At 43.2% G+C, this 13056-nt stretch carries 15 protein-coding genes; 7 read left to right on the top strand and 8 right to left on the bottom strand.

From position 1 onward, the window contains the following. Positions 1-125 precede the first annotated feature (125 nt). From AB6735_RS09915 to AB6735_RS09905, 3 genes are read right to left on the bottom strand one after another with little or no spacing between them, the layout of a single operon-like run. Entirely contained in the window at positions 126-1109 is a 984-nt protein-coding gene (locus tag AB6735_RS09915; RefSeq protein ID WP_370995770.1) for a FecR family protein, read from the bottom strand. Then, positions 1102-1743 carry an RNA polymerase sigma-70 factor gene (locus tag AB6735_RS09910; protein ID WP_370995769.1) on the bottom strand — a complete coding sequence of 214 codons (642 nt, stop codon included), beginning with the start codon at positions 1741-1743 and terminating at the stop codon, positions 1102-1104. The genes AB6735_RS09915 and AB6735_RS09910 overlap by 8 nt, the downstream gene beginning before the upstream one ends. A 24-nt stretch (positions 1744-1767) precedes the next feature. Further along, positions 1768-2448, bottom strand: a complete 681-nt coding sequence (locus AB6735_RS09905) for a DUF6134 family protein (protein WP_370995768.1) — start codon at positions 2446-2448, stop codon at positions 1768-1770. A gap of 588 nt (positions 2449-3036) precedes the next feature. Between AB6735_RS09905 and AB6735_RS09900 the strand changes: the two genes are divergently transcribed. The 4 genes from AB6735_RS09900 to AB6735_RS09885 all read left to right on the top strand — a co-directional run bounded on the left by AB6735_RS09900 (position 3037) and on the right by AB6735_RS09885 (position 6114). Then, positions 3037-3900: a neutral zinc metallopeptidase gene (locus tag AB6735_RS09900; protein WP_370995767.1), complete on the top strand. Its 864-nt coding sequence runs from the start codon at positions 3037-3039 to the stop codon at positions 3898-3900. 190 nt (positions 3901-4090) lie between these two features. Next, entirely contained in the window at positions 4091-4864 is a 774-nt protein-coding gene (locus tag AB6735_RS09895; RefSeq protein ID WP_370995766.1) for an HNH endonuclease, read from the top strand. A 50-nt stretch (positions 4865-4914) separates the two neighbouring features. Continuing rightward, positions 4915-5220: a hypothetical protein gene (locus AB6735_RS09890; RefSeq protein ID WP_370995765.1), complete on the top strand. Its 306-nt coding sequence runs from the start codon at positions 4915-4917 to the stop codon at positions 5218-5220. A 66-nt stretch (positions 5221-5286) separates the two neighbouring features. After that, positions 5287-6114: an N-acetylmuramoyl-L-alanine amidase gene (locus AB6735_RS09885; RefSeq protein WP_370995764.1), complete on the top strand. Its 828-nt coding sequence runs from the start codon at positions 5287-5289 to the stop codon at positions 6112-6114. A 33-nt stretch (positions 6115-6147) separates the two neighbouring features. On the opposite strand, the gene AB6735_RS09880 is transcribed toward AB6735_RS09885, so the two are convergent. From AB6735_RS09880 to AB6735_RS09860, 5 genes are all read right to left on the bottom strand, one after another. Next, complete coding sequence (locus tag AB6735_RS09880; protein WP_370995763.1) at positions 6148-6405, bottom strand: hypothetical protein; 258 nt, start codon at positions 6403-6405, stop codon at positions 6148-6150. A gap of 173 nt (positions 6406-6578) precedes the next feature. Next, positions 6579-8237 (bottom strand): glutamine--tRNA ligase/YqeY domain fusion protein, encoded by a 1659-nt coding sequence (locus AB6735_RS09875; protein ID WP_370995762.1) that lies wholly within the window; start codon positions 8235-8237, stop codon positions 6579-6581. 145 nt (positions 8238-8382) lie between these two features. Then, complete coding sequence (locus AB6735_RS09870; RefSeq protein WP_370995761.1) at positions 8383-8658, bottom strand: hypothetical protein; 276 nt, start codon at positions 8656-8658, stop codon at positions 8383-8385. Positions 8659-8665: 7 nt separating this feature from the next. Further along, positions 8666-9460: an SDR family NAD(P)-dependent oxidoreductase gene (locus AB6735_RS09865; protein ID WP_370995760.1), complete on the bottom strand. Its 795-nt coding sequence runs from the start codon at positions 9458-9460 to the stop codon at positions 8666-8668. Beyond that, positions 9445-10527: an NAD-dependent epimerase/dehydratase family protein gene (locus AB6735_RS09860; RefSeq protein ID WP_370995759.1), complete on the bottom strand. Its 1083-nt coding sequence runs from the start codon at positions 10525-10527 to the stop codon at positions 9445-9447. The genes AB6735_RS09865 and AB6735_RS09860 overlap by 16 nt, the downstream gene beginning before the upstream one ends. A 202-nt stretch (positions 10528-10729) precedes the next feature. Between AB6735_RS09860 and AB6735_RS09855 the strand changes: the two genes are divergently transcribed. From AB6735_RS09855 to AB6735_RS09845, 3 genes are read left to right on the top strand one after another with little or no spacing between them, the layout of a single operon-like run. Continuing rightward, positions 10730-11092 carry a TM2 domain-containing protein gene (locus AB6735_RS09855; protein WP_370995758.1) on the top strand — a complete coding sequence of 121 codons (363 nt, stop codon included), beginning with the start codon at positions 10730-10732 and terminating at the stop codon, positions 11090-11092. Between the two features lie 36 nt (positions 11093-11128). Next, complete coding sequence (locus AB6735_RS09850) at positions 11129-12226, top strand: Nif3-like dinuclear metal center hexameric protein (protein ID WP_370995757.1); 1098 nt, start codon at positions 11129-11131, stop codon at positions 12224-12226. Next, positions 12226-12969, top strand: a complete 744-nt coding sequence (locus AB6735_RS09845; protein ID WP_370995756.1) for a zinc ribbon domain-containing protein — start codon at positions 12226-12228, stop codon at positions 12967-12969. The genes AB6735_RS09850 and AB6735_RS09845 overlap by 1 nt, the downstream gene beginning before the upstream one ends. The last annotated feature ends 87 nt before the right edge of the window (positions 12970-13056 follow it).

Raw genomic sequence — 13056 nt, 5'->3', positions numbered from 1 at the left:
GAATTGGGATGTTCGATTTCGGATTTTTCTGAACTCGAATCCACTGAGTTTTTTAATTATTTAGCTACCTGCTTGTAGTTATTTCAATCCGAAATCGAACATTCGAATTCCGAAATCGGAATTGGTTATTTAAAAATGATCTGCTGGTTTTTACGAACCACCGTGATCTTAAATGTGCCGCTAATAACGTCCAAAACTTCATTAAGCGACTGGCCTTTGAACGTAGTGGTGATCGGTAAACTTTCCAGTGATTTATTGGCTATCACAATGTGAGCATTGTATACTTCGTTCAGGGCCTGCACCACCTCGCTTAACGGGGTTTTATCACATACCAGCTGCCCGGTGAGGTAATAGTTGTACAGTTTGCCCTTGCTCTGTTGTTTAGCTAATAAGCCCTGCTCTCTGGTCACTGTTACCTGCTCGCCAGGGTTTAGGTGGACACTGTTTTGCTTTTTACTTACTTGCACAATACCGGTTTCTACAATCACTTCGGTTTTGCCATTGCGACTTTTGACATTGAATGACGTTCCAACTACCCTAACCGTTACATCATTCACCCTAATTATAAACGGTTTTGTTTTATCGGGACTTACCTTAAAGAAAGCCTCGCCACTTAAACTTACAGGGCGGATGTTACCGGTAAACCGACCTGGATACACAATGGTTGAACGGGTATTCAGGGTGATCACCGATCCATCGGGAAGGGACTGGGTATGTACTTTATCTTTACTGTCTATCCGCACAAATGAAACTGAACCGTTATCGTAAATATGGTTAAAGGTTAACCAGAGTACGGTACAAATTAAAATTACTGAAGCGGCAATACCTATCCACTGTTTGCGGCTCAGTTTTTTGATCATCATGTTGCGAGGGACAGGAGTATTGCTGTTGATACGTTTTTGCAGACGGATAAAAGCATCATCTTTATTCACATCCCGCTCTGCTATCGGACTCTGATCCCAGATCAGTTTAAAATCGACAAAAAGTTTTTTATTGGTTTCGCTGGCTGCCACCCAATCCTCTACCTGTTGGTGCTCGGCAGGCGTAGCTTCGCCGGCCAGGTATTTCACCAGCAGATCATCATCCATATGTATATTGGCATTACTCATGATGCAGCCATCGGGTTAATAAAAATAAAATGATCGGTAAAAACTCCGCCAGTTTATGGCGCATTATTCGGAGGGCCTTACCCATCTGGTTCTCCACTGTTTTAATGGAAAGGCCCATGTAATCGGCTATCTGCTGGTACTTAAGCTGCTCAAAGCGGCTGAGCTGAAAAATAGTACGACATTGCTGCGGCAGTTCGCTCATGGCCGTGTCGATACGTTGCTGAAGCTCGGCGGTCATTACTTTGGTTGATGCCTGCTCTTCTTCGTCTTGCTGCAATTGCCCGGCATAATACACGCCAAAGTTGGTCTTTACCTTTTGGTGTTTTAAATAGTTCAAACTTTCGTTATGCACGGCCCGGTACAGGTATGATTTGAGCGAACCATCGGTTTTAAGATTATCGCGTTTTTCCCAGATCCGGCAAAATACATTTTGTACAATTTCTTCGGCCACTTCATCGTCCTTTAAAAACGTGTACGCATAGGCATGCAAGCTTTTAAAGTGTTCTTTAAATAGCCATTCAAAGGCCTTTTGACTGCCCTGCTTAAGTAAAGTAATAACCGAGCTATCGCTATATTCCACTTTAAAAGGGTGAAAGTTTGCGTTAAAGATAGCTTGTTTGGCGGTCAAATTCACAGGCGAGGGGTGTAATTGTAAAATTCAGGCCAGTTGTATCTGAATAGTGTACAGCGAGTGGTGAATATCAACCTTGCTGCAAATACCATTGGTATATGAGTAAAAATTATAATTACCATCTGGCAGATCTATGCGATACACATGTGGCGACACCTGTTTTACCTGCAAAAACTGTTGAAAATTGTCGCAGTAGATCTGCGCGTTGTCATTTGGTTCATGGCAGTACAGCAACATGAGGTTTGTGCCGATATATTTCTGATCGAGCTGTTTGCTTTTACCGTCGGTCATTGCCTGGTAGCAATCACCACAGGCTTTGGTTTGGCGGTTAGCTTTCTCCTTGCCATTTACTTTACGGCAAATGGTTGAACTGATGAGCTTCCCTTTCTGAAAAACAGATTCCTCATGAATATCTACCTGGATGCTCATAATGAAACGCATTTTTACCTGCGAGATCACTTTTAACGACAGATCATCACCCTCGCGTTTTTGATACAGATCCATGCGCCCTACCACTTTACCGCTGTGCAGTACATTGTATTTGGTGATCTGTTCCTGCGCCAGTAAGCCCGACGAAAAACAAAGCAACGCCAGCAGGGTTGCCGCTTTTTTTAAGGGTATAATAAAAGTTACAGGGGTAATATGTTTATCCTTTAGGGCCGGGGCCAGGTATTTTTTGAAGAGCCAGATGAGTAGAGCAGGTATCATGATGGTAAAATTTAATAGAAATGAAACAACTGTTAGCGATGTTAACTACAGTTATTACAACATATTAAAGATTTACCCCTACGTGATTTCATAATATTTTTACTAATATATAAAAAGTCTATTAATTTAGTAGTTTTTATTTGTTGACTTTTTTCAAATCCCTCTCCTTTGGCTACTGTGTGGACACATCTTTTAATGTGCCCTGTAGGGGCTGAATGTCGGTAGAAGAAGGATCAAAAGAAATTTTTACGTGCCGTAGGTACGTCACTTTTTAACTTCGTGGGGCAAATAATAATGCATTAATAGACCCTAAGTCGGTTAGTGTAGTACCTATGGCACTAAAAGAGGTTAACTTTTATTATTGCTACCGACATTTTGCTCCTCTGGAGCAGCTTTTTTTAACTATTAGTGCATTGAAAAGATGTGTCCACACAGTAGCTCCACGGGAGGGGTGTGGTGGGCTTGAGTGTAAATACAGGGAGGGGTTTAATCAACTCATCTGGTCCCAGCGTCCATGTGATAATTCATTATCCCTTGCAAACAATCCTTAAAACATTTAAGTTTACTATACACTTTAATCACAACAATATGCAATGGTTTGGCAGACGCGAAAGCGATAATGTAGAAGACGACCGTGGTAGCGGCGGCGGTGGCGGTCGCTTTGCATTGGGCGGCGGTATAGTAAGCATTATTGTCCTGGCTATTTATTATTTTACGGGTGTTGATACCTCGCAGCTGCTTAACCAGGTGGCTACCAATAGTCAGCCGCAAACCGAACAGCGTGCCACAGACCCTAATGCGCCCGAAGACAAACAAAAACATTTTGTACGTGTGGTGCTGGCCGATACCGAAGATATCTGGACAAAGATTTTTAGTGATATGGGTAAAACCTACGAGAAACCGCGCCTGGTGTTGTTTACCGATGCCATACAATCAGGTTGTGGTAATGCCAGCGCAGCTACCGGGCCGTTTTACTGTCCGGCAGATGCTAAGGTGTACATTGATCTTTCTTTTTACGACGAGTTACAAAACCGCTTCGGCGCTGCCGGCGATTTTGCCCAGGCCTACGTAATAGCGCACGAGGTTGGTCACCATGTACAAAATCTGCTGGGTACCTCCGCCAAAATGGACGAAGCCCGTAACCGCCTCAGCGAAACGGCATACAACAAGCTCTCCGTAAAACTGGAGTTACAGGCCGACTTTTATGCTGGTGCATGGGCTCACTACGAACAAAATCTCAAAAATGTCCTGGACCCAGGCGATATTGAAGAAGCCCTCAACGCAGCCAACGCCATCGGCGATGACCGACTGCAAAAACAAGCCACCGGCCACATAGAACCCGACAGCTTTACCCACGGCACCAGCGCCCAACGCATGTATTGGTTTAAAAAAGGCTACGAAACGGGGGATGTTAGTCAGGGTGATACTTTTGGGAATGGGGATTTGGAGTAGAGGGGAATATTCTTCCATATTAAAGTGATTACCCATTATCCGACTACTGATCAACCCACTGAACTTGCCCAATTTGAGGAGTAAGAATAGACCGTAATCTTAAATTTTATATGCCGTTCTCAGTCATCAATTAACGGATGTTAAATACTCAATATAAACATGTATTTTTCAAGGTAGAAGATAACCAATCATGAAAGAAGGTCAAACGCTGTGGACTAAAGAGCAATCCATTTTAGCTATCAATTTATATTGTAAAATCCCATTTGGCCAAATGCACTCGCGTAATGCGGATGTTATAGAGTTGGCAAACCTGATTGGCCGGTCGTCAGGCGCAGTAGCTCGTAAATTGGGAAATTTTGCCAGTTTTGATCCTAAATTGAAACAAAGGGGGGTTAGAGGGCTTGAAAATGCAAGTAAGCTGGATAGTCAGATCTGGAATGAATACATGCATGATTGGGATGAGCAATTTATAGAAAGTGAAAAGTTGCTTGCCAAAAAGAAACACACGACAATTGAGAAGTTAAATTATATCGACCTTGATAACTTATCTGAAGTTGATGGTAAGGAGAAAGAACGATTAGTAATTGTAAGAGTAAATCAATCGCTTTTTCGTAAAATGGTATTAACCAATTTCAATAATCAATGTTGTATAACTGGTATTAAACAATCGGAGCTACTTGTTGCAAGTCATATTTTACCCTGGAGCAAAGATAAAGGGAATCGCCTGAATCCTAAAAATGGTTTGGCGTTAAATACCTTGCATGACAAGGCTTTTGATAGTGGCCTAATTACCATTACTGAAGATTTAAGGATTAAGGTGTCATCAAGCTTTTTAAAGAGCAAGGATATACTAAGCATAAAACATAACTTTATTGATTATGATGGTAAACAATTAATTGAACCTCAAAAATTCTTTCCCGATGTTGACTTTTTAAAAACACATAACGAACGTTTCAGAGCATAACTTCACTTATATCCGATTGTCACCACGCGATCATTCCATTAAATTGCCACATGGCAAACATCAAACTCAACTACCTCTATCGTGACGGCTGTAATTATAAAAACCATCATTCCATAATCTTCGCGAATCCGAATGACATCAATATAGCGGAGTTGTTAGACAAGATCTACTCACAACTTATTGATGGCACTTGGTTTTATACCGAACAATGGAACTTGCCCGATTTAAAGCAAGGTGAATTTGACCCGGAAATTGACCCAAGCTGGCACGAGTTTGAAAGTATTGACTATACTAATGAACAACCAACCACCTCTCAAACTCTTGAGCAATTCCTCGCCAACGTAACAATTCCCTGACTCAACCCTCCATCACCTAAAACGCTTTCCCTCCCCGTGTGTTATTTGCTTACATTAGCAACACGCATGAAAAACTACCATTACGCCATATTCTCCATAGTCGCATTGGCGGCTTTGAGTTCCTGTTCGCCGAAGGGGCCTTATGCTTTAACCAATAAGGTATATACCAACAAAACCGATTCGGTGGTGAGGGTGATTGAGCAAACGCAGCCCGCCATGCTGGTGGACAGCGCGGGTGCCAATATTCCCGGCGAGTGGGTGGGTACGGTGAACTTTAACCTGCGTAAACCCAACTATGTGATCATCCATTTTACCGCGCAGGATTCTATACAGCAAACGCTTAAAACATTCACACTCGTAAAACCGCAGGTAAGCGCCCATTATGTTGTGGCTAAAGACGGCAAAGTATACCACATGCTGAACGATTATCTGCGAGCCTGGCATGCCGGCGTAAGTCGCTGGGGTAGTATCAGCGATATGAACAGTTGCTCCATCGGTATTGAGATCGACAACAATGGTCATGAGCCTTTTAATGATATCCAGGTGAAAAGCTTACTGGCGCTGCTAACGCAGCTTAAAAAGGCCTATGGCATCCCGACAAGTAATTTTATTGGTCACCAGGATATTGCCCCGCTACGTAAGCCCGACCCCGGACCTTTCTTCCCCTGGCAATTGCTGGCCGAAAAAGGCTTCGGTTACTGGCGCGATTACCTGTTGGAGGTTCCACCCGATAATTTCGATTATGCAACCGCCCTTAAACTCATCGGTTATGATACCCGCGACCTTACCGCCGCCATCGTAGCCTTTAAACGTCACTTTGTGCAAACCGACGAAACCCCAACCATGACCCAGTTTGATCTGAATATCCTGTACAACGTATATAAAAAGTATTAGCCCCCTGAAGGGGGAACTCTTTGACAGTGGAGCCTATCGGGTAGGTACAGGCTTTGTGGCCCCATAGGGTGTAAACCCATGGTCCATTTTGTATAATTTCTCGTCTTTAAAATAATAAAATTCGGTGCTCTGGTTATCCAGGTAAACGGTTCTGTATATGGAGAGTTCAACACGTGTTGCAGCAGGGTGTTCTCTGGTAAATTTCTGCTCAGATAAGCCCAAGGATATTTGTTGAGTTTTACAGCTCATCAAGAATATGAGCAACAGGATGGATAGCGTTAACTTTTTCATAAAAATAGAACACCTTAATAGACATATACCCTTACTCCAGAAAATAAAATCCCCCTAACCCCCTGAAGGGGGAACTTTTGATGGGCTTGATGGTGGGAATAAAAAAAGCCCGGCTCTAAAAGAACCGGGCCAAGTATGCTAATCAAAAACTCCCCCTTCAGGGGGCCGGGGGGTTATTTCTTCACCCAGCCATCTTTCAAGGTCACCGTGCGGTTAAACACCAGGTGATCAGGAGTGGAGTATTTGTCTAAAGTAAAATAGCCTTTGCGCATAAACTGTATGGCTTTACCCGGTGTTGCATTCGCTAAGTCGGGTTCAATATAGGCCTTGGGCAATATTTGCAAACTGTTCGGGTTCAGGTAATCTTTAAAGTCGCCATCCTCGTTAGATGGATCTTCCACCTGGAACAGACGGTCATACAACCTAACTTCAGCCGTTTTAGCATGTGGCACGCTCACCCAGTGTATGGTCCCCTTTACGTTGATACCGCTGGTATCATTACCCGATTTTGATTCAGGCAGATAAGTACAGTGAATCTCAGTTACGTTGCCATCGGCATCTTTTACAAAGCTGTCGCAGCGGACAATGTAGGCGTTTTTTAAACGCACCATTAGGCCTACACCCAGGCGGAAGAATTTCTTTGGTGGTTCTTCCATAAAGTCTTCACGTTCTATCCAGAGTTCGCGGCTAAACGGAAACTCGCGACTGCCATCGCCCCCTTCAACCTCAGGATTGTTTTCACCGTGCATAATTTCGGTTTCACCTTCTGGATAGTTGGTCAGGATACACTTGATCGGATCAAGCACAGCCATGCGGCGCCAGGCGGTTTTGTTCAGATCCTCGCGGATACAGAACTCCAGCAAACCAACGTCGATCATGTTTTCGCGTTTGGCTACGCCGATGCGCTCGCAAAATTCACGGATACTGGCAGGTGTATAACCACGACGGCGCAAACCACTAATAGTAGGCATCCGGGGATCATCCCATCCCTCTACATGCTTTTCCTCCACCAATTGCAGCAGCTTGCGCTTGCTCATTACGGTATAGTTGAGGTTTAAACGTGCAAACTCGTATTGTTTTGACGGGAAAAGATTGAGCTTTTCAATAAACCAATCATATAACGGGCGGTGAGGCACAAACTCCAGCGTACAAACAGAGTGGGTGATCTTTTCGATAGCGTCTGATTCGCCATGGGCAAAATCATACATCGGATAGATGCACCATTTGTCGCCAGTGCGGTGATGATGTGCATGTTTAATCCGATACATCAATGGATCGCGGAGGTGCATGTTTGGTGATGCCAGGTCAATTTTGGCCCGTAATACTTTAGCGCCGTCGGGGTATTTACCAGCTTTCATATCGGCAAATAGTTGCAGGTTTTCTTCAACAGAGCGGCTGCGGTACTGGTTGGGTGTACCGGGTTCGGTTGGTGTTCCTTTTTGCGCGGCTATTTCCTCGGCAGTACTGTCATCAACATAAGCCAGGTCATTTTTTATAAGGGTTACAGCAAACTCATACAGCTGATCAAAATAATCAGAAGCATATAGTTCTTCGGCCCATTCAAAACCAAGCCATTTAATATCTTCTTTGATACTGTCAACGTATTCTGTCTCCTCTTTGGTGGGGTTGGTATCGTCAAAACGGAGGTTGGTTTTGCCGTTATATTTTTGCGCCAGCCCAAAATTAAGACAAATAGATTTGGAATGCCCGATGTGTAAGTAACCATTAGGCTCAGGCGGAAAACGGGTTAATACCCTGCCGCCGTTTTTACCGGTAGCTATATCTTCTTCAACAATTTCTTCTAAAAAATTCAGTGATCTCTCTTCGCTCATAAATAAAATAGCAATAGCTACAAAAGTAACAAAAATTTTGCCCCTTAGGGGGACAAAGGACAAAAGGATAAAAGAGCAAGGATTTTCTTTTCATATGTGAAACCAATGACGTTCATCGGTCCTTTATCCTTTTGTCTTTGATCTTTTATCCAACCGGAGGGCTCGAAATGATATTGTGGCTTGCCAGTATCCGCATGAGCACATCAACAGAAACATCGCGGGTAATATCAATGCAGAGATTTAACCGCCCCCGAATCTTTACCTGGCAAAAATTGTAATGAAACTCCAGAATTAATCCGCGCAAGCTGCCCGAATTAACAATAATGATCTCATCATCAATTACCTCACAGGTATTGCTGGTGCGATTAAAATAGCTGCGCAAATTTTTGATAAGCCTGTATATAGGTAACGATAGGGTCATATTCAATTCAGGATACTAAAATAGTGTTTAATCTTCGTTTGATGATACTATCTTTTATATATGCCGGCAACAAACTGTTCAATAGAACAAGTAATCGGTTAACCATTCCTGGGATGATCTCTTTTTTACCTTTCAACAATCCGTCAATGGCTATGCGGGCAACCTGTTCGGGTTCTAATATGGTAGCTTTGGATATTCCTTTCAAGGTATTATTCATCACCAGCAGCTCGGGCTTAGTGTTAATGCCGCCGGGACTCAGCAGGCTAAGTCTTACATTTGATCCACATAGCTCCAGCTGTAAACATTTAGTAAAATACCGGATAAATGATTTGGTAGCACCGTACACCTGCTTTTTGGGTACCAGGAACAGGCCCCCTAAACTACCTACGTTTAAAATATAAGAAGTAACAGATGCATTGACCTGTGCCAGGAACAGCCGGGTAAGCAATACAGGCGTGATCACATTCAGCTCTATCTGCATTTTATAAAAGGCAATGTTTTTATCCTCAAACCACGACCAATTGCCCAGCCCCGCATTATTGATAAGCAGGTGCGCTGTGATATGCTGCTCTTTTAATCGGCTAAAAATTTCAGCATAACTTTCGGCATGGGTTAAGTCGATTTCTAAAGGATGAACAGCCACCGCGAAGTTTTTGCGGATAAAGGATGCCAGTTCGGGCAGCCCCGATCCTGGTAAAGCCACCAACACCAGGTTAATGTTCCGGTTGGCTAATTCAATGGCAAATGATTTTCCAAGACCCTCGCTGGCTCCGGTTACAATGGCTGTTAATTGCTGCTGCATAATTGTTCGGATTGATGGTTGCTTATGTCGTCCAAAAGATTCATTTTATCCTTATTGATCTCGTCCTTGATCTCATAATCCTTATTCGTTGATCCACTTAAATAGTTAACTGTTTTACTCAAGCCTTCGGCAAATGGGGTTATGCTATAGCTTAGTTGCTCTATCGCTTTGGCGCTGCTATATTTCTGATCATATTTAAGGCGATCGGCAAATTCAGGTAAAAAGACAGGGGGGATACCTGTAAGCATGGTTTTGAGCCATTGCAACCGACTGTAAAACTGAATAAGTTTTAGCGGTATCCTGATCATGCTTAATTGCTTACCCGATACCTGTTGCAGGGTTTTAAAAAAGTCATTAAAGCTGATATCATGTCCACCTAAAATGTAGCGTTCGCCAATGGCTCCCTTGTTCATAGCGGCTATATGTCCGGCAACTACATCATCCAAAAAAGCGTAATTGGCAACTTGTTCGCCATTGCCAGGGATAAAACGCCATGTGCCCTTTAAATAACCCGATACCATTTTGCTAACCGTATTGCTATCCGTTATCGGCCCTTCGCCATATACCCGTGAAGGGTTCACAATCACTACGGATAAACCTTGTTTTACAAAACTCTGCACTTCCAGTTCGGCCAGGTATTTGGTACGCTCGTAAGCTATCGGGAAACCGGTAATGCGCGGGTCAATTTCGGTCATGGGATGTTTAATAGTTGGTCCCCATACGCCGCAGGTGGAAGTATATACTATTTTCTGCACGTTACAATTTTGGGCTGTTTGCAGTACGTTTCGGGTTCCGGTAACATTGGTTTCATGATAGTCATCGGGGTTGCGGCACCACATTTTGGCCATGGCGGCAGTGTGGTAAACCTGTTCACAGCCTTCCATGGCCCTGGCCAATGTTTGTTTGTAGAGAATATTGCCTAACACCGGTTCGATGTTCGGATGCCTGATCAGGTAGGGATGATCGGTATTGCGACACAAGGCTTTTACCTCATGGCCGGTGTTGGCCAGCGCCTGGGTAAGCTGTTGGCCAATAAAACCAGTTGCTCCGGTAACTAATACTTTCATAATCGTATTACACCCGGATGATCATTTACCCCTACGTCTGAACGCGAAAATATATCTATTCCAAAAAAGTGACCTTCAGATTCTCAAATGCACCATTTGAACAGTTCTCATAAGTAGCCAATAAATTACCTTGCTTCATCTATAGGTTTATAGCATAAAATATTTATTTTTGAAAAAGCGCTCACCACAAACCTTAGTTAACATGAACATACACCAGGATCCCTACATGAACTTTGCTGATATGGGCCCCGAAGAAATGGGTTTCTTGCAGCAAGCCACCGGGGAACTTAGCGACAGCCAGAAAAAATATTTTTATATGGTTTATAGCAGCAAGCGCAAAAACGCTAACGAAATACTCATTTTTACATTATTGGGTTTTGTTGGCTTTGCGGGGATACATCGTTTTGTTTTAGGGCAGATAGGTATGGGCATACTTTACCTGTTAACCTGTGGCCTGTGTTTCATCGGTACAATTGTTGACCTGGTGAACAATAAATCGCTCACTTTAAAGTATAATAAAGAAATGGCTTATGAAAGCCACCGGATGGCTATTTTAAGCAACTAATATATACCGGTAAATGCTTTATATCCATATTTGTTCATGAAATTAGCTGTACTTACCGCGTACCTGGAAAGCCTGGCGCCATTGGTGTACCAGGAAGATTATGATAATGCCGGCCTTATTGTTGGCAACCCCGAACAGGAAGTTACCCAGGCGCTGTTATCATTAGATTGTACCGAGGCTGTGGTTGATGAGGCCATTGCCACAGGCTGCCAGGTCATTATATCGCACCACCCCATAGTTTTTAAAGGACTTAAAAAATTTAACGGTAAAACCTACGTAGAAAGGGTAGTGGAAAAGGCTATTCGAAGCCGTATTGCTATTTACGCCATACATACCAACCTGGATAATATTATGGGAGGTGTTAATCAACGTATTTGCGATACGCTGGGTTTAAAAAATTGCCGGATATTAGTACCTAAACATAACTTGTTGAAAAAACTGGTGACTTTTGTGCCTGGGAGCCATGCCGATGCTGTGCGTGATGCCTTATTTGGAGCCGGAGCAGGCAATATAGGTAACTACAGTGAAACCAGTTTCAATACCGAAGGTACAGGTACTTTTAAGGGTAACGAACAAACCAACCCGTACGTTGGCGAGCCCGGCACCCGCCACCTGGAAAATGAGGTGCGAATTGAGACCATTTTTCCGGCAAACCTGGAAAGTAAAATATTGATGGCGCTGGTTCTGGCTCACCCATACGAAGAGGTGGCTTATGACCTTTTCCCCTTAACCAATCAGCATCAGCAAGTAGGTTCAGGAATGATCGGCGAATTGGAGATTCCGCAGAACGAAGAATCGTTCCTGTTTCATGTAAAAGATAAGATGCGTACACACGTGATCAGGCATACAGCCTTAACAGGCAAACATGTGAAAAGAGTAGCCGTTTGTGGTGGTGCCGGAGGCTTTTTGTTAAAGCATGCCATATCGGCAGGAGCCGACGTTTTTATCACTGCCGATTACAAGTATCATGAGTTTTTTGATGCCGAAGGAAAGATAGTGATTGCGGATATCGGACACTTTGAGAGTGAACAATTTACGGCGCAATTATTGTATGAAATAATACGGAAAAAATTTCCTATCTTTGCCGTCCGTTTAACAGAAGTAAATACAAACCCCGTCAAATATTTTATTTAATGGAACAAACCGTAGAACAAAAGCTTAAAGCTTTATACGAACTACAAACCATCCACACCAAAATTGATAGAATTCGCCAGGTAAGAGGTGAATTGCCAATGGAAGTTGCCGATCTGGAAGATGATGTTGCTGGTCTTGAAACCCGCATTCAAAAGATCAAAGCTGAGCTGGATGATGTAGAAGATGAGATTGTAACCCGCAAAAACCTGATCAAGGAAGCTCAGGCTAATATCAAAAAATACGAAACGCAACTTAACGAAGTTAAGAACAACCGGGAGTATGATGCCATATCAAAAGAAATTGAGATACAGGGATTAGATATTCAGGTTAGCGAGAAAAAAATACGTGAGTATGGTTTCGAGATCACATCAAAAACCCAGATCTACGAAAAAGCCCTGGCCGATCTGGATGCACGCAAGAGCGATCTGGATGCTAAAAAAGAAGAATTAGGTACCATTACTGCCGAAACTGAAAAAGAAGAAACTGAATTGGTTGCCCAGGCAGAAAAGGCCACCGGAAATATCGAAGAGCGTTTATTAACCGCTTATAACCGTTTGCGTCAAAACGCTAAAAATGGTTTAGCTGTGGTAACTATCCAGCGCGATTCATGTTCAGGTTGCTTTAACCAAATCCCGCCTCAGCGTCAGTCTGACATCCGTCAGCGTAAAAAGATAATCGTTTGCGAGCATTGCGGACGTATCCTTGTTGACGAGCAAATGGCTCTGGAAGCAGAAGAAGCATAAGCTTTTGCTTATTAAATATTGAAAAGGCGCCCCCAAGGCGCCTTTTTTATTGCCCGGATAATTGGTTATCTTGCCGGCAGTAAACAA

Origin of the sequence: Mucilaginibacter sp. RCC_168 (assembly GCF_041355315.1) — a bacterium.
Taxonomy (GTDB): Bacteria; Bacteroidota; Bacteroidia; order Sphingobacteriales; family Sphingobacteriaceae; genus Mucilaginibacter.
This window is presented reverse-complemented; position numbering and strand designations above follow the sequence as displayed.